The organism is Bradyrhizobium jicamae, from assembly GCF_018130695.1.
Lineage (GTDB): Bacteria > Pseudomonadota > Alphaproteobacteria > Rhizobiales > Xanthobacteraceae > Bradyrhizobium > Bradyrhizobium jicamae_B.
Map to the genome: position 1 here is coordinate 42470 of NZ_JAFCJX010000019.1, position 16242 is coordinate 58711.

The following is a 16242-nucleotide window of genomic DNA, read 5'->3' on the forward strand; positions in this document are numbered from 1 at the left end:
CCTTGTCGCGCGCCTCGAGCGCGATGACATGCTCGCGGTTGGTCAGCACCACGCGCGCCAGCGCCACCTTGGACACGACGCCTTCCAGTCCGACCTTGCAAGCGTGTTTGAACAATTCGGGCCCGTCGACCTCGAAGCTCTCACTCAACTGGACATCGGTGCCGGCGATGATCTTCTTCAGCTCTGCCTTGCGCTCGCCCAGCGGCAGCTTCCGGAGATCACGTCCGTTGAGATACAACAGGTCGAAGGCGACCAGCACGATTTTGGTCGACTTGCCGCGTAGCTCGTTTTGCAGGACCGAGAAATCGGTCGTACCGTCCGGTGCCGGCACCACCACTTCGCCGTCGATGATCGCCGAGGCTGCCTTGATGTGCCAGGCGTCGTCCGCGATTTTCTTGAACCGATTGGTCCAATCGTTGCCGCGTCGGGTGAAGACGTGCACCGCCTCGTTGGCGAGGTGGACTTGGACGCGGTAGCCGTCAAATTTGATCTCATGCACCCATCTGGTGCCGCTCGGCACCTTGTCGATAAGCGAAGCCAAGGCCGGGGCAATGAAGCCGGGGAATGGGGCCTTGATCCCAATGGCCGCCGGCTTCCTACGCTCAAACGCCACTTACAACTCCGCAAACGCAACAGGCTGATTCAAACTGGCACGGGCGAAAACGTTCCCGGCGCAGGTCGCTGAGGAACCCACTGACTCTACTCGCGTTTGGCTTCATTCAACAGGAGGCCGGAATGGCGAAGAAGGCAAAGAAGCAGACGACGCGGGGCCGCAAGCAGGATCGGGCGCGCGTTGCCGGTGGTCAGAAGCATGAGGTGAGCTATGAGGCTCGCAAGACCGGCCGGTCGGCTGCGGCCGTGAAGAAGACAGTGAAGAAAGTCGGCAACAGCCGACGCCAGGTCGAACTGAAGCTTGGCACGGCGAAAAAGCGAGCGCGCTAGGAGCGGATGACGGCCTCGCGCCGCCCGTGAACGGCGCGAGGCCCCGACCGAGCCGGGTTTGGAGGCCAAGGGCTCGGTCAAGCTCGGTATCTAATCAGCTGAAATCCCACATTGCCTTCACATGGGTTACCGAGGCTGCCTCAGCCGCGGCGCCGTGGGCCGCCTTAACCCAGCTGAAGGCCTCAGCTCTGGAAAGCGGGATGAACTGAGGCCCTCTGCTGGCACCGCCAACCGGCGATCGATAGGGCGGCATTGCCACTTTGTCCTAAGCGGCCACTATCCGCAATTGATGTAGTTCTGGCTTTTCCTAACTACTTCCGAAGGGCTAATAGCCACGCGCGCAAGCATATTTGCGAACAGCATCAGTCGCACGAAAGACCAACCAGCATGGAACGACCCCGGCTTGGGGTTGGGGGGCTTGGTGGCCGGGGCCGTCCTACTATGGACGCCCGCCGAGCAGGCGAAGCGCCAGCTATTTAAGTTGAGGCGAGCGACGATGGCAGTCAACAAGCCAACGGGCGACGATTGCCCCTCCAAATTAATCGGGTTTCATTCACCTACGTTAATTACAACCCCTTCTCCGGGGGGCTGACCTCACCTTGCCGCCATCGACAATGGAGGCATCATCCTCATGCCAGGGACCGTATTGGAGTTCGCTCTTACATGGCTAAATATTCATTCAAAATTTCCAACGGTGAACCGTTCGAGGCCGCCGAGGAATTGGCCGACGATGATGCGGCCTGCCTGCAGGCCCTGAGGACCGTTCGCGATATCGAGTCGTCTGTTGGCCTGGACGGTGGGGATTGGTCCATCGCGGTCAGCCGTGATGAGATCACAATCTTCAGAGTGGCAGTATCGGCGCAGAGACTTCGCTAGATGCTAGGGTTCAAATGCAGGTATGTCGGGTCAAAACCCGCCAAAAACTCCAGCCCTTGCATATCGAGGATGCGAAACTCGGCCCTTTCCACGCTGATCAGGCCATCTTTTCGCAGCGACTGCAGCGTGCGGTTGACATGAACCGTGGACAGGCCGAGGCAATCGCCAAGTTCGGCTTGCGTGATAGGAAAGGCGAAGCCATCGTCCTGAGTAAGCCCAACCGCTTTGAGCCGCTGGTGCATCTCGACTAAGAGATGGGCCATTCGAGCTGCGGCCGATCGCCGTCCAACATTGACGATCCATTCCCGGAAAATGGCGGAATCGATCAGTGTTTCCCGCCATAGCGCAGCCGCAAGGTTCGGTCGCTGCTGGTTCGCATCTCTGATCGCCTCGTGCGCGATGAAGCCAACTTTGCAGGGTGTGAGAGCGACCAATTCGTGATCCATCACATGCAAGTGGAGGCTTTGCAGGTCTGGGATCTCTCCCGGAATATGGAGCGAGAGCACCTGCCGTTGCCCTTCAAATGTCGTCTTCGCGCGAAACGCGAAGCCTTCCGCGAGGAGGCAACAATCGGTCGAGCGTGCGCCATCAGCTACGATCAGCGCGCTGGCGCCGAGCTTTCTTTCGCGGATCGGCAAGCCGTGAATCGCGCGAATATCAGCACTGTCCAGATTGTTTGAAACTGTAAGCTTCGTGATGAGCGTTGAAGCCAGATTCGAAGTCATCGGTTGCCTTCCGCGGCACCAGAGCGGTCGAGAACACTCCGGCCTTGCAGGCGGGAGCGCTACACTCTCAGCCACGAGCGCCCATGATCGTTGCCGATGATGACAAGTTAACCCTCGAGAACGGGAACCGTTCCTCTTTATCAAACCCTTGATTTTGGGGCAGCGCCGCTTTTCGACAAGCTAGATGGCAAGATTGCCCACCTCCACGTGCTGGCCGCGGTTGACGTAGCAACTTGGAAGGCATCGCTGCGCTGATCGAGCGATACGTGGCTGGCATGCGGATCGTAAGGCGAATTCGTGAACGCGCGCCGGCGAAGTTAACGCCTGTTATAGAAGCCTCTTGGCTCTCCCATTTATTTTCCGATCAATGGAGGAGCGAAGTCATGTTCAAGCGGCGGCGTATCAAGCAGACCCAAACTCTTCAACGGCGTCTTGAGGCGTTCGCCAAGGGCGCGCGACAGCGTGCTGCCGCGTTGGCGCCGGGACCGGAGCGGGACGCGCTTCTGAAGAAGGCCAGAGCGGCAGACACCGCCATCCATCTCGACGAGTGGGCCAATTCTAACGGATTGCAATCGCCGAAATGAGTGTCTTTCCCGGACGTCGGGAGGCAAGGTTCCAAGGGCGATCGGCGCATATACGAAAGATAGGCGCCCATCACGGAAATGCGAATCAGTAGCCTGCCATCCGGGATATAGGTTTGCCTCGCTGGCCTGCACCGCGCAGGTCCGGCAACCCACGAAGTGCCGACCAGGACCTCAGCTCCTCGCCCCCGACCCCGAGCTAAGGCCTCGTTGCGGATTGACGGCCCGCGCTGATCTGGCGGCCCGGGCCAAGGTGGGCCGTTGACGGCCCAAGTACCTCGGCCAAGCTCATTCTGCGCGCTCGGTCTCGGCGATCTCCCTTTCGGAGCGGCGGCCGCGTCGGTTTCAACACAGTATGGCGGTAGCCCCTTCTGGTGGAAGGCCCGCCGACCGTCCGCTAGATTCTGAGCTTCGAAAGCACGCGGGGGTGCGGCCGTTGAACATCTTTGGGAAGATGCGGCTGAGGATCTCAATTGTCTTACGGACCCGCGCATTCAAGCGAGGGCGAAAGATGGGCATGACGGAAAAAGAGGCCCGCGCCTATGTCGACGGAGAACACCCGCTGACCCCGGCTGAGGCCGCATACGAGCGAGAGCTGTTGCGGAAGAAGAGTTAAGACTGAAACCGTAGGCGGCCCCGCCTGGCGGTGCCCGAGGCGGAGCCGCCCGCGCGCCGGGTCCGGGGCAGGGCCCCGGTCGCCTAGGCATTTTATGTGTCCGATTTGGAGCTGAGGACTGCTCTGAAGGAGCACTCCGATCGAGGCACCTAAAGCCGAAAGGGCCGCTGTTTCCAACGGCCCCTTCCGGGTTTCAAAATTTTCGAAATGAAAAGCGTTGGCCCTCCCCGGACGCCTAGTTTCCCGAGGCGAGGGGGCTGCATCCATAACCTATGTGAATCGGCGTCCTCATACGTTCGTCGATGCGCATCGGCGAGAAGGTCGACGCCTAGCCTACAGGAAGCGGACAGAGCCGCATCATCACGGCCGAACGTTTGATCGCTCACAGCTTCCCGACCGTCTCCAAGAGCGACTGAACCGAAGCTGGTATCTCGCCGATCTCGCTGCATCTGGTCCAGACTTCTTCGGCAATTTCTTCCGTCACATCGCGGGACCACCCCTCCGTCGTGTTGAATGCCACGATACGGGCCGGATGGCTGTACTGGTCTTTCATGAGGTCGCGGATCAGCGCTTCGCGATCAGTGTCTTCTTCGTCTGCTTCGCACCAAACGCGACCAAGGCGCCCAAGGTCGCTGAGCACAACATAGGTGTCTTGGTCTGCCCCATCCTGCGGGACGAGAGTAGGGGAGCGACGCATTACTTTTGCTCCGGGTAGCCCGATGAGGCGGCATCGCCACATCACGAACTCCGTTCACAGTCGGAGAACTACGGGGCCCGGGGTTTTGTTCTCCGGACGGAGAACTACGGGTCTCCAACTGAGGGGTGCCGTCCGTAGGACAGCACCAACTGAGGCGGCCTAATAGCAAACGGCCCCAAGTGGGGGCCGCCAACCCGCAAGGGGGTTTTCCTCCAGCAGTCGGGGGGCACTTTCGGCTGGGGGCCTTCTATTGATGCGCTGTCAAGCTGATCGTTCCCTACTGGCGCTGCTCTGACCGAGCGTCAAAGTAAAAGATCGCCGCCATCGAGACTGCGAACGTCACCATTCCCAGCCCCGTTGCGACCAGCACCATTATCATGCACTCATAACCGGGTGGTGCTGAGGGCGGTTCCCCGTTCTCGTCCCGTTCGACCATTCCTCCATACAAAGGTTGTGCGCGCAACGATCCGGGCTCGCCGCGCCGCAAAACGCAATTAATTTGCGGGAACCGTTCGCTCGGGACAATCTGGCAGCACGGCCCTAATTCGCCGCCAATGGGCCACCGCGCAGAAGGCCTCAGCTCGACATCCCCCAAGGGCTGAGGCCTTCGGTGCTTTTTCGAATGCGAACGATCCACCGTGTTGGGTGGGGCACAAAAGGAGCGGCCCCGGCCAGGGGGGACCTGATAAGCCGGGGCCGTTCTGCGACGACGCCCACCGGCAGGAGGAGACGTCGTCGCCATCTAAAACGAACGGGCAGCGACAACGTTCCAGCGCGGCGTGACGCTCGCTTTTGCTAGGTTTGCGCAACGAACGAGAACGCCGGAACGGCTCCCGGCGTCTACGGCTCGACAATGATCCTCTCCGACCGTCGCCGCCTTGCGACCTCCATCGCCCGTTCAAGGGCCTGCTGGTAAGGTACTGCGGCGCCGATATCGAAGGTGTGATCCTTTGCGTGGTCGAGGACACCAGCGTGAAACGCCAGAATCCCTTGGCTCGATACTGGCGCTGCTTGATTTAGATCAACGGCCGTACCGGCTCGTGGATTAGCTCGTTTCTATGCGCTCTGACTGGCTTCCCCTTGCGTTAGTCGGATCGACTGTTTTGGTCGTTCTGGCGACCTTGGTGTTGCTCGCGTCCTGAAGCACCAGCAGCGACGAACGATGATGGATTGCCGTTGCAGGCGATCAGCCCGATTTTTCTGGCACGCTCGGCAGAGGCAGTCCGTATTTTTCGGCCCTGTCGGCCGCGAGCTTGCGGTAAGCTTTTGCCTGCTTCTCGAACAGGGCTTTGGTCTCCGGGTTCGCTTCCTCGGCAGCGAGCCGCTCGAACGTCAGCGCGTGCTCGATGAATTCGGTGGGCGGCTGCGAAGCGCTCGGTTGGAACGAAATCCGATGTCCGGAATCGAGTCTGCGCCTACCGGCTCGAGTGCTTTCCTCAGCCCGTTGAGCTGGGCGGTCGGCGGCCCTGGTGTGTTGCGTGAAAGCTCTGGGGCCGTTGGCACGAGTCGGTGAAGGTGATGGTTGAAGGGCTCAAACACTATTATCTTTTGCTGTTGATGCCGGCGTCGCAACGGCTACTTACGAATACAATTGCTCCAACGACGGCGAAGGGCTTAGGTGGGGGACCTCAATCCGGGTGAGGACGCCCATTCGTCGATATGCAGGGCAACGTCGGCCTGTCGCACCTTCTTCAGCTCGCCATCCCGGGCTCCGCGGAGCGGGATTCACCTAGGTGATAGTTTGTTTTCGGCAGGATCAGGTACCGTGGAGAATACCCGCCATTCGAGACCTTCGGTGCCATCCACTGTTCGAACTCTCGTATCCGTTCATGTACGCTCGAAGAATCGGCGAGCGCTAGAGAGCATGAGAGAACTTCGTCAGCGAATGCTTGAGGATCTCCGCACAGCCGAGAGTCCGAAAGATGCTCTAGATCAGGTTCATGCTGACCTGTGAGCGATTGAAGAGGGCCATCCTCTGATCAGGCGAAGATTCGTCGCCGCCTGCGGGATTCCGCACTTAGGCAAAGCAGCCTGTATGTCGGCGACGAGTTGGCGGGCGGCCTCGGGCGATTGCGCATGAACGCCAAGCCAAATGTCTTGAGTTAATGCCGGAACCATGCGGCGGGCGCACGGTGTAGCGTCGCCCATCCTCCGCGCTGGGCGGCTCGTCAGTGTCGTCGGGGACCCCGGTCCGCTGCCTCCCATTGGATCGGGGCGCCTCGATCAACGGAGTGTGCCGATGCAGCGTGATCTGGATGCTCTGGGCCAACCGGGCTTTTGGATCGTAAGGGCAATCGGCTTTTCACCGTTCCTCGTTGCTGTAGGGCCGCTAATCTATCTGAGCACATCGTGAAGAATCGGCGCACGCGCATAAACATCAGCTCTCGTTTGATCAGTATCCCTATCACCAGCTCGAGGCACTGCCCTAGCTGAAGTGCTCATCATGCGTCATTTGAGCCACTTGAGACTAAATCGAAAAGTTCCTGCGCCGGGCTAAAAGATGAATGTAGCCTCGCTCTCGAATCGGGAAGAAGATGCAGTTTCAAGCGCGCACTCAATCGAGCGGGAAATGCTGCATGCTTCTTGTTGCTCTTGTGACTTCAATCGCGATCGTGACGTTTATCGCGTGCCTAATCCTGATCACTCACTTCGATCGGCGTGATCAAGGGAGGCGGCGTCTCACTGAGATGTAGGCCACTGCGGTGAAGATGCTTCTAGAATATCTGGAGCGTGCGGTTGCTCTCGAGCGGCTTGCCGCATCTGAAAAACAACCGTCCTTTAAGGCTGCGCTCTTAAAACAGGCCGCATCGTATCGAGCCATCGCATCCCTTCGGGCCGAGCAATATGGGCTTCCAATGCCAAGTCCTCCCGAGCCGACGCGCGGTTAAACTAAGAATCCCCTGCTATTCCGAACTTGTCGGCGCCAACTTTCGTGCAGCTCGAATGGTCGCTAGTCTGTCTTCTTGCCAAGGCGATGAAATTCGACGGTGCGCTTCCTCAGCGAAACGGTACGAGCCTCAAATCCAGCACTTAACCAAGTTTGAGTTTGCACATGCCCGACCTTGCAGTTGTTTCCCCACCAGGCCGTAAATTTATAGGCTGAGACGGGAAGGGGCTTTCCCAGGATGGCTTCGAGATCGGCGAAAGAAAGCCGAACGCTTGACTCTTCGACAGCTTCCAGCTTTTGGCGCAATGGGTCGTAGACGGACATGAGCTGACCCAATCTCAATTCTATTCACTTCGAGAGCCCGACCACCTGGCTAGGTAGGCCACCGAATAGGGGAGTATTGAAGCTTTCGCCTGTCGAGTTCCTCTCGCAGCTTTTCCGCGCGATCGCGAACACTTGAACTGGCGGTGAAGTGGTGCTTATGACCTCGGTCTGCGTCAGCCTGACGACGGATACTTTCGAGCGCCGCTTCCATGTTGGGTTTCTCCCCCAGGGCCTGGGCCGGCCCGAAAAGCGTCAAGCTCTCATCTGAAATGCGCTGGAAACTCATACACAAAACTCCAATCAGCTCTTCGCATCGAGCCCAGAAGTAACGGATCTCAACGCTTCTTTAGCGTGCGCGAGAGTGACCACCTCAGTCCAAGGCGCAATGCCAAGACCAACAGGCCGAGAAGAGCGGTCGCGATCAGTGCAATACTCAATGCTGTTTGCATTGCGAAAATTCATGTTCTTTAGAAAACAAGCAATGCTAACCCGCGATCATTGCTGCTTCAATGAAGCTTAGTAATCCATCTGCGATAGTCCATTTGGGTTATTGCTACGCCGCCAACAGAAGTTCTCAAGCAGGCGGCGTTGTGCTCTTGGGGGAACGGCCGGCTGGTTCCTGATCCGTCAGCGAGGGCCGGCTGACTTACCCTCACGCAGTTTACTGAGTATTAGCCACGTTCCGTCATGGTCGGGAACGATGCAATTCGATTCAAGTTGCTCGTGAAATGGAGGTGGGGGCCATGCCGCGATATCAATACTTACTCGAGCAGGCCGAACGTGCTGAGCGGTTGGCTAAGAGCGCACTGGACGCCTTGACTGTCGAACGGCTGATGGCCTTCGCGGCTGACTGCCGGCGGGAGATCACGCAGGTTTCGCAAAAGGAAGCTTGAGGCACCGAGGAAAGCAATGAGCACGCGTCTTGGATTGCTGTTGCTTTTTATCGGTTTGGTTGTTGGTGCCGGATGGGTGATCGGGGCAACGAACCTGCCTGGCGCGTGGTATGCCGGCCTTCAAAAGCCGCCATTTTATCCCCCGAATCGGGTGTTTCCGATCGCGTGGACCGTTCTCTACGTGATGATCGCGATCGCGGGCTGGCGGACCTATCTGCGCAATCCAACAGGCGTGGCGATGCAACTTTGGTTTGGGCAGTTGGCGCTGAATTTCCTCTGGTCCCCAATCTTCTTTACGCTCCATAGCATGCTAGGCGGGCTCGCAATCATTTTGGCCCTGCTGGCGGCTATCGTCGGCTTTATCGGAGTCCAATGGAGGGACGATCGGCTCGCATCGGTATTATTCGTGCCATACGCCGTGTGGGTCGGATTCGCATCGCTGTTGAACTACATGCTCTATCGGCTCAACTAGAGCACCGGTGCACCATTTGATCACATCGTAGACTTCCCCGGCGGCATAAGGCTCAAACTCTAAGACGAAGACGCTCAGCGATGAGCCAATGCAAAGCCCACCAGAAAAGCGACAGCCAAAGATTGAAGCGGCGCCGCGCGAGTCGCTTCCGCCAAATGATGCAGCCACCGGTTCCGTGTTGGTAGGAGCGGCTGAAAGTCATCCTCTGCCATGTGACGGATCGCCTCTGAAGCTTGCTCAATTCGCTGCTCCGGCGTGCTCGATGGAATGAGACCTTCACTGGCCATATGTGCCTCCTTTGGTCAGACCACAGGCTCTGCTCCTGTCTATCGTCAGACGGGCCAACTCGTTCCACTGGCGGCGAACGGCGGCCTGCTCACGACCGTTCCTAGCCTCCGGGATGCGCCAAGCTCCTAGGTCGCTCGCGCGTCACATCCTTTGCCTTCTTGTCAGTTCTTAGCCCCAGATAAACCGGCTGGCGGAGCTCACCCTTGCTCGTCCATTCCGCGAACCGCACCTCGGCGACCAGGGAAGGCCGGACCCAGGTCGTGACGCGCTCGTCCTTCACCTTGGCAGGGAAGGGCGACTTCGCCGACTTCAGCCTTCTCAGCTTGCCATAGAGTTCTTCCAGGGTCTGATGGCTGAAGCCGGTGCCGACATGCCCGATGTACTGCCATGCGTCGTCTTCCCGCACCGCCAGCACCAGGGCACCGAAGAACGGCCTTGTGCGCCTAGGCGCTGTGAAGCCTGCGATCACGACCTCCTGCCGTTGCGCGGTCTTCACCTTCAGCCAATCTGCCGTCCGGCTTCCAGACGCGTATGGACTGTCGGCGCGCTTGGCCATGATGCCTTCGAGATGCCTTCGCTCGGCTTCAGCGAAGAACTGTTTCCCGCTGCCTTTGCGGTGATTGCTGAAGGCGATCAGCTTGTGCCGCGGCAGGATGGCCTTAAGCCGCTTCTTGCGCTCCAGAAGTGGCAGCGCCCGCAGGTCTTCACCGTCGGCGAACATCAGATCGAACGTGCAATACAGCAGCTTTGCCTCGTGGCGCAACGCGTTCTGCAGCAGCTGGAAGTGCGACACGCCGTCTGGGCCAATCGCGACGAGCTCGCCGTCAAGCACCGCATCTCCCTTCACGTTTTCGAGTGCCTTCGCGATCTCTGTATATGAATGGCTGATGATCTTGCCGTTGCGGCTGTAGAGCGCGACCTTGCCGCGGCGGATTTCCGACACCATACGGAAGCCGTCAAACTTGTCCTCGAACACCCATGCCGGATCGTCGAACGGTGCGTCAGTCAGCGTCGCCAGCATCGGCTGCAAGCGCTTCGGCAGGGTCGACGCTCGGTTCATTTGGAGGCCGACCGCGGATCGAAGGATGTCTTTCCAGCGTCAGAGGCTCGTTGGGGGAATGAGATCGGCGTACCGACCTCCCGATCACGACAGAGCCCTAAGCCGCATCTGAAGAGTTGCAGGGCACGCCTCCGCACCGAAGCGAATCCTTTCCAAAGTTTCGCGAACCAAGGGATCGTGAGAAGTTTTGGCTTCACGATCACGAAGAGCCGCTCGACGACCAGAAGGCTAAACGCGTAGCAGGCGACGATCATTGCCGTGCCGCTCATCCAATGGCCCTCACCAGCCACGGCCACAGCGGCAAGTTTGAGCGGCTCGACAACCGCGGTCGGTAATGCCAGCAGAAGCAGCGACGGGTAAGGTCCGAGTCCTTCGATCGATCGTCTCAAGCCCATGCGCAAAAGCCTCCGCCAGCGAAGAACGGCGGCGACCCATCGGCAGTTCCTGGTTTCGGAACATTCCTTGCACAAGTCCGTTTTATGGGCGGCAATCAAGAGTGGAGGCGAAATGCGCACTGTAGAAGGCAAGAGCGTCGGCCGGGCCGCGAGCCTTGAAGAGGAGGTGGCAGCCTGGCGCGGCAGACGAGTGGCCCGACCTGAAGCAACGATCGGCAAAGTCCGCGTGGTACGCATTCCCAAGCGTGTGCCCCTCCCGGCTCGCCCGCCGACGGATCGAGTTCTCTCGCCGAGACTTAGGTAGCGTAGCCGCAACGGAGCTTGCACTTTCGGATGACCGTCACATCGAAAGCTGCATCTAAGAAACTCCGTTCAACGGGCTCCCGCGCGACCGCGGTTAGCTCTGTCGTGCAGAAGCCGCTTCCTTTGGGCCCGGACGCGCGCATGAATGCCAGAATTGTTCTGGCGCTGGCGCTGGCCGCGCTCGGGCTGTGGACTGCCGCAAGCTTTCTGCCTGCGCTGATTTGGGCCACCATCTTGGCCGTTGCCCTGTGGCCGTTATATCTCGCATTCGCCACGCGCTTTATGAGGGGCCCGTCAGGGGTAGCAGCCCTCGTCTTTACCATTCTCGTCGCGTTGATAATGGTGACCCCGATTTCGCTCGCCGTTTATGAGGTCGCCCAGCAAAGTGACTCGCTCGTCGACTGGCTAAAGAGAGCGCGGGAGGGCGGGATCGAGGTGCCGGACTGGATTGCCCGGCTCCCGATTGCCGCGGAGAGCTTGGAGCAATGGTGGCGCGCCAATCTGTCGGATCCGAAGGCGGCCACGGCGTGGCTGAAGACAGTTTATGCTGACAACGTATCCGACCTCTTCCGCACCCTCGGCGGTCAACTTCTTCACCGCCTCTTTCTGCTGTTCTTTTCTTTGCTGACGCTGTTCGCTCTGCTCCGCAGCGGTCGCTCGGTCGCAAACCGTTTCCTTGAGACTTGCGACCGTCTCTTCGGCGATGCAGGGGAGGGCTTGGTGGAGAAGATGATCGATGCAACACGCGCGACTGTGAACGGCACTGTGCTGGTCGCCTTAGGTGAGGGAGCCGCGATCGGCATCGGCTATTTTGTGGCGGGCGTGCCGAACGCGCTGATGCTCGTGATCTTCACTACCGCCTTCGCTTTGATTCCGTTTGGGGCCTGGCTTGCCTTCACTGTCGCAGCGATAGTTACGATATCCGACGGCGGCAGTGGGATCGCCGGAACTTGCGTATTTCTGTGGGGCTGCCTAGTCATGCTCGCCGGTGATCATTTTGTTTGGCCGACGCTGGTAAGCGGCTCGGCGCGTCTTCCGTTTCTGCTCGCGTTCGTTGGGATATTCGGCGGGCTCGCAGCGTTCGGGCTGATGGGTCTTTTCCTCGGACCGGTCATCATGGCTGCACTGCTCGCGGTGTGGCGCGAATGGATCTTTCGCCCCCAGCCTCAAGCTTGAGGAAGCTGATCCTTGGAAGCTGTGACCTTACGTCGGATCTTGCACAGCGTCCGCGGGACAGGACGGGGAACGCATTCCGTACAGCGATCAAGTGACCGAAGTTGCTGACCGTGTATTGAGCGTGCGTGCCTGGACAGTAGAGCGCTATCGCTCGGCCGGACCGGCTCGTCTCCTCTGAACCAGCCTATGAATGAACCTCAGCTTCTCGATCACGGCAGGTGCAAGCACGAAAGGATACAAGTCCTTCGAGCCGATAGCTCGGTTCACGCTGTTCATGGCGAAGACGAACGGGAGCCAGGAGGTCACGACGCGGTCGAAGTCAGTGATCGCGTATGGATCGAAATCGAGCTTCGCCGCGAATCCTTCGGACGCTCCCGTGGAGGGAGTGACCTGAATGCCGAATTGTGCGGCCATCTCGAGCGTATCGACAATGTGGAGGTAGTGCGCCCACGTCTCGGCAAAGTCCTCCCAGGGATGTACCGACGCGTAGGGTGAGACGTAGCGATCTTGCCAATCGGACGGTGGACCGTCGCGGTAATGTCGTTCGAGCGTCGCTTGGTAATCTTGAGAGTCGTCTCCGAAGAGTGACCGGCATGCTTCCAGTTGGCCGCCGTCGCGCACGAGCAAGTCCCAGTAGTGATGCCCCACTTCATGCCTGAAATGACCCAGCAGTGTGCGATAGGGCTCGCCCATCTCGACCCGGCGCCTCTCCCGCTCGATGTCGTCCGCTTCCGACAAAGCGATGGTGATCACTCCGTTTTCGTGGCCAGTCATGACTTTGGCCGCAGGCGTATCGGCGAGGAAGTTGAAGATCAGGCCGTGCTTGGGGTCTTCGACGCGCGTCCGCAGCGGCAAACGCCAGCGCATCAAGGAATAGAGCAGACGATGCTTGGCCGTCTCGAGCTCGCGCCAGCCCGCCAGGTTGCTTGGTGCGGAGAGGTCCGGGATGGTGCCATTGTGCCGGCATGCCAGGCAGAAGCCGCCGTCTTGGCCTTTCGGGACAAGCCAGTTGCAAGCGTCACGGCTCGCATTGTCACAGAAGAAGCGTTGAGGGCCTCCCGTCACCGAACGAAAGGCCGAGTCCTCGGCTTCCAGTGCTACCAGGCTTTCGCTTCTTGGGTCGTACGCCAGCCTGTGGCCGCAACGGCCGCATCTTTGATTCTCGAAATAGAGAATGTTTTCGCAGGACTGACAGGAGAAAATCTTCATCGGCGGGTATGAGGTTTTACGCGTGAGCGGTATGAACGGTCCACTTAATCTCCCATGCTGGTGTTCAGTTCCGAACGAACGGTGGAGGCGCCATTCTATTGGCTGGCGTCTCACCCGGGTTGCCTCAGGGGCGGGCCGGATGGCTCTCGCAGACCCTAGTGACCGCTGTGATCGTCGCACCCGGCCGATCGCCGGGTGCTTGGTTTGTGACTTTGATCCTTTTGATGATGATGTCATTCGCAAACACCATCGTCGCTGTGGAGTCAACGCGCTACACTCGGCGTGCGCCGGTGCCGTAGAGCTGGCGCTCTCGGCGAATGTCATCCACCGCCATTGGCGGACTCGCCGCATCGAAGTCGGTCCAGCCGGATTTCCGCCAGGCAGTGCTCCGCTCCTGGAGGGTCACTGACGATTCCTGGAGGATGGCATCCAGCTGCGCGCGGTTCTGGTCAGGCACTCTCGCTGACACCAACGTTCCACCCCGACGGACACCCTCCGCATATTGCGATGCATCGTCTTTCGAGACACCTGCCTGGGTCAGCGCGCCAACGATACCTCCCGTCGTAGCACCAGCCGCGGCTCCGACCGCTGTCGACGCCAGCCAGCCCGCTGCGACAACAGGTCCCAGCCCTGGAATGGCCAGCATACCAAGCCCGGCAAGAAGTCCAGCCGCTCCGCCGAGGCCGGCACCGATGCCTGCACCTGTGCCGGCGCCCTCTGCGCGATCGTCCACGCCGTCACGGTCGCGATCGACCTTGCTGCTGGATGAATTGTACCAATTGTCGGAATTGTTCGCGACGATGCTGATGTCCGAATGCGGCACGCCGGCGGCTTCCAGCCGCGCGACTGCACGTTCTGCGTCCGAATAATTGTCATAGAGCCTTGAGATGGTGGTCGTCATCGAAATACTCCTTAATTTGCCGGGTTCATGTTGCCTTGGAAGTCCACGCTGACATCGGTCTTCTTACCGGACTTGTCGGCTTTCCCGCGCCAAACTCCGTTATCGTCCTTCTTCAGGTCGGAGATGTTGGAATAACCGGCCGATTCGATCTTGGACTTCGCCTGTCCTTCGGTGAAGCTGTTGCGACCGGCGACGGGGGCGTTCGAATTATTTTGATCAGAACTGTTGATCGCGTTGTTACCCGGGCCGCTCTGCGCTGGCTGCTGAGCATTTGCAGGTCCGGATCCCAGCAGCAATAGCGCAATGTAAAAAGCAATTAGACGTGACATCACTTGTCCTCCGTACGTTGATTGTGCCGGCCGACAACTGACAGACCTTGAATTGGTTGCTTATTTTCTCCCGCTCTGCTGCGAGCGTTTCATATGGCTAACTGCCATCCGTGTTCACGTCCCGCGTTGCTCGTTCGTCGAGCAGTTCGTTCTCGGCTTGGTACCAGAAAGTGTCCCTGCTGCCCGCAGGTTCGCCAGCTTCCTACCAGAGATGAAATGCGCCAAGACGGACGTCGTCTTCGTTGATGTAGGTTGTCGGCATTCGACTTAGGGGCCTATTTCATGGACGTTCCGGTCAGACCTCTTGTTCTGACCGGAACGATCCAGGCGACTTGGGAGGAAAAACTCGTCGCAAGTTTCCAGACGTGCAGGAGAGACAAAGGTTGCTATTCTTTTGCTCCATCGTCGGTGGCTAGTGCCGCCATCCGTCCTTGTCGAAGATAGGCTTGAACCCCGCGGCAGCCGGGCGCTTCGCCTTCACCCGTCCGGTTGCAGAGCGGGCAGGGGGACGCCGGCGCCGCCACAGGTGCAGGCTCCGTCGCCTTGCGAAGGGATGTTCGCATGGTTTTCGCAGATCCAGCCGGTGTCGTCGCAGAGCAAGCAGGAACGATGACTCATAGATCCTCCCTGATGCCACGAAAGAACGGGTGCCGCACCTTACCCTCGGCAGACTTCGTCCGATATTCGATTTCGGCCAGCACCTCGGGCTCGACCCAGATGGCCTTGTGCGCGATGCGCTTGCTGTAGGGCTGGGTCTTGCGGATCAGCGGCGTCAGGCGGGCGCGCAGTTCGGCGATCGAAGCCTTGTCGAAACCGTGGTCGACCTTGCCGGCATAGACGAGGTCATCGCCCTTGCGGCGGCCGACATAGATCCCGTCCCACTCCTTGCCGTCGAGGGCGAAGCCGGCGATGGTCAGCGTCTCGTGCTGCGCGCAGGTCTTCTTCACCCAGACGTGGCTACGGGCGCCGGTCGGGTAGACGCTGTCCCTCACCTTGGAGACAATGCCCTCGAGGCCAACCTTACAGGCGTGCTTGAATATTTCCGGGCCGTCGACCTCGAAGCTATCGCTGAACTGGACGTCGGTGCCGGCGGTGATCTTCTTCAGCTGGGCCTTGCGTTCGTGCAGCGGCAGCTTCCGCAGGTCGCGGCCGTTGAGATAGAGCAAGTCGAAGGCGACCAGCACGATCTTCGTCGACTTGCCGCGCAGTTCGTTCTGCAGAACCGAGAAGTCCGTTGTGCCATCGGGCGCGGGCAGCACCACCTCGCCGTCGACGATCGCCGAGGCCGCCTTGATGTGCCAGGCATCGTCGGCGATTTTCTTGAAACGCTTTGTCCAATCATTGCCGCGGCGGGTGAAGATGTGGACGGCCTCGTTGGCGAGGTGAACCTGGACGCGGTAGCCGTCGAATTTGATCTCGTGAATCCAGCGTGTGCCACTCGGCACCTTGTCGATCGGCGAGGCGAGGGCCGGAGCTATGAAGCCGGGGAAAGGGGCCTTAATCCCGATCGCCTCCGGCTTTCGACGCTGAAACGCCACTGACCAAACTCCACAAACTCAAACAGGCTG

At 59.5% G+C, this 16242-nt stretch carries 16 protein-coding genes and 1 pseudogene; 6 read left to right on the forward strand and 11 right to left on the reverse strand.

Annotated elements, in window-relative coordinates; all coding sequences use genetic code 11:
* Positions 1 to 64: 64 nt before the first annotated feature.
* A pseudogene (locus JQ604_RS25950) lies at positions 65 to 613 on the reverse strand (DNA ligase); the annotation flags it as partial.
* A gap of 122 nt (positions 614 to 735) precedes the next feature.
* Between JQ604_RS25950 and JQ604_RS25955 the strand changes: the two are divergent.
* Positions 736 to 942 (forward strand): DUF3606 domain-containing protein, encoded by a 207-nt coding sequence (locus tag JQ604_RS25955; protein ID WP_212363419.1) that lies wholly within the window; start codon positions 736 to 738, stop codon positions 940 to 942.
* A 663-nt stretch (positions 943 to 1605) separates the two neighbouring features.
* Positions 1606 to 1818: a DUF6894 family protein gene (locus tag JQ604_RS25960; protein ID WP_212363420.1), complete on the forward strand. Its 213-nt coding sequence runs from the start codon at positions 1606 to 1608 to the stop codon at positions 1816 to 1818.
* Here JQ604_RS25960 and JQ604_RS25965 read toward each other — a convergent pair.
* The gene (locus JQ604_RS25965) at positions 1815 to 2543 is read right to left on the reverse strand and encodes a Crp/Fnr family transcriptional regulator (protein WP_212363422.1); all 729 of its coding nucleotides are present in this window, start codon (positions 2541 to 2543) and stop codon (positions 1815 to 1817) included. The two genes, JQ604_RS25960 and JQ604_RS25965, sit on opposite strands and share 4 nt — an antisense overlap.
* A 233-nt stretch (positions 2544 to 2776) precedes the next feature.
* On the opposite strand from JQ604_RS25965, the gene JQ604_RS42035 reads away from it, so the two are divergent.
* Complete coding sequence (locus JQ604_RS42035; protein WP_349631144.1) at positions 2777 to 3127, forward strand: hypothetical protein; 351 nt, start codon at positions 2777 to 2779, stop codon at positions 3125 to 3127.
* A 995-nt stretch (positions 3128 to 4122) separates the two neighbouring features.
* Here the strand turns inward: JQ604_RS42035 and JQ604_RS25975 are convergent.
* Entirely contained in the window at positions 4123 to 4437 is a 315-nt protein-coding gene (locus tag JQ604_RS25975; RefSeq protein ID WP_212363424.1) for a hypothetical protein, read from the reverse strand.
* A 2950-nt stretch (positions 4438 to 7387) separates the two neighbouring features.
* The gene (locus JQ604_RS25980; RefSeq protein WP_212363426.1) at positions 7388 to 7648 is read right to left on the reverse strand and encodes a DUF7662 domain-containing protein; all 261 of its coding nucleotides are present in this window, start codon (positions 7646 to 7648) and stop codon (positions 7388 to 7390) included.
* Between the two features lie 743 nt (positions 7649 to 8391).
* Between JQ604_RS25980 and JQ604_RS25985 the strand changes: the two genes are divergently transcribed.
* Both JQ604_RS25985 and JQ604_RS25990 read left to right on the forward strand, forming a co-directional pair.
* On the forward strand, positions 8392 to 8541 hold the full coding sequence (locus tag JQ604_RS25985; RefSeq protein ID WP_212363428.1) for a hypothetical protein: 150 nt from the start codon (positions 8392 to 8394) through the stop codon (positions 8539 to 8541).
* Between the two features lie 16 nt (positions 8542 to 8557).
* The gene (locus JQ604_RS25990; RefSeq protein ID WP_212363429.1) at positions 8558 to 9013 is read left to right on the forward strand and encodes a TspO/MBR family protein; all 456 of its coding nucleotides are present in this window, start codon (positions 8558 to 8560) and stop codon (positions 9011 to 9013) included.
* Positions 9014 to 9087: 74 nt separating this feature from the next.
* On the opposite strand, the gene JQ604_RS25995 is transcribed toward JQ604_RS25990, so the two are convergent.
* The 3 genes from JQ604_RS25995 to JQ604_RS26005 all read right to left on the reverse strand — a co-directional run bounded on the left by JQ604_RS25995 (position 9088) and on the right by JQ604_RS26005 (position 10756).
* Positions 9088 to 9300: a hypothetical protein gene (locus JQ604_RS25995; protein WP_212363431.1), complete on the reverse strand. Its 213-nt coding sequence runs from the start codon at positions 9298 to 9300 to the stop codon at positions 9088 to 9090.
* Positions 9301 to 9401: 101 nt separating this feature from the next.
* Entirely contained in the window at positions 9402 to 10361 is a 960-nt protein-coding gene (gene ligD / locus JQ604_RS26000; RefSeq protein ID WP_212363433.1) for a non-homologous end-joining DNA ligase, read from the reverse strand.
* Positions 10358 to 10756, reverse strand: coding sequence for a hypothetical protein (locus JQ604_RS26005; protein WP_249158644.1), 399 nt, complete (start codon positions 10754 to 10756; stop codon positions 10358 to 10360). The genes ligD (JQ604_RS26000) and JQ604_RS26005 overlap by 4 nt, the downstream gene beginning before the upstream one ends.
* A gap of 444 nt (positions 10757 to 11200) precedes the next feature.
* Between JQ604_RS26005 and JQ604_RS26010 the strand changes: the two genes are divergently transcribed.
* Complete coding sequence (locus tag JQ604_RS26010; protein WP_249158645.1) at positions 11201 to 12235, forward strand: AI-2E family transporter; 1035 nt, start codon at positions 11201 to 11203, stop codon at positions 12233 to 12235.
* A 144-nt stretch (positions 12236 to 12379) separates the two neighbouring features.
* Here JQ604_RS26010 and JQ604_RS26015 read toward each other — a convergent pair whose 3' ends face one another.
* The 4 genes from JQ604_RS26015 to ligD (JQ604_RS26030) all read right to left on the reverse strand — a co-directional run bounded on the left by JQ604_RS26015 (position 12380) and on the right by ligD (JQ604_RS26030) (position 16212).
* Positions 12380 to 13444 carry a zinc-binding metallopeptidase family protein gene (locus tag JQ604_RS26015; RefSeq protein ID WP_212363437.1) on the reverse strand — a complete coding sequence of 355 codons (1065 nt, stop codon included), beginning with the start codon at positions 13442 to 13444 and terminating at the stop codon, positions 12380 to 12382.
* A 271-nt stretch (positions 13445 to 13715) separates the two neighbouring features.
* Positions 13716 to 14345, reverse strand: coding sequence for a general stress protein (locus tag JQ604_RS26020; protein WP_212363439.1), 630 nt, complete (start codon positions 14343 to 14345; stop codon positions 13716 to 13718).
* Between the two features lie 11 nt (positions 14346 to 14356).
* Positions 14357 to 14674, reverse strand: coding sequence for a PepSY domain-containing protein (locus JQ604_RS26025; protein ID WP_212363440.1), 318 nt, complete (start codon positions 14672 to 14674; stop codon positions 14357 to 14359).
* Between the two features lie 614 nt (positions 14675 to 15288).
* Positions 15289 to 16212 (reverse strand): non-homologous end-joining DNA ligase, encoded by a 924-nt coding sequence (gene ligD, locus JQ604_RS26030; RefSeq protein ID WP_212363441.1) that lies wholly within the window; start codon positions 16210 to 16212, stop codon positions 15289 to 15291.
* Between the last annotated feature and the right edge of the window lie 30 nt (positions 16213 to 16242).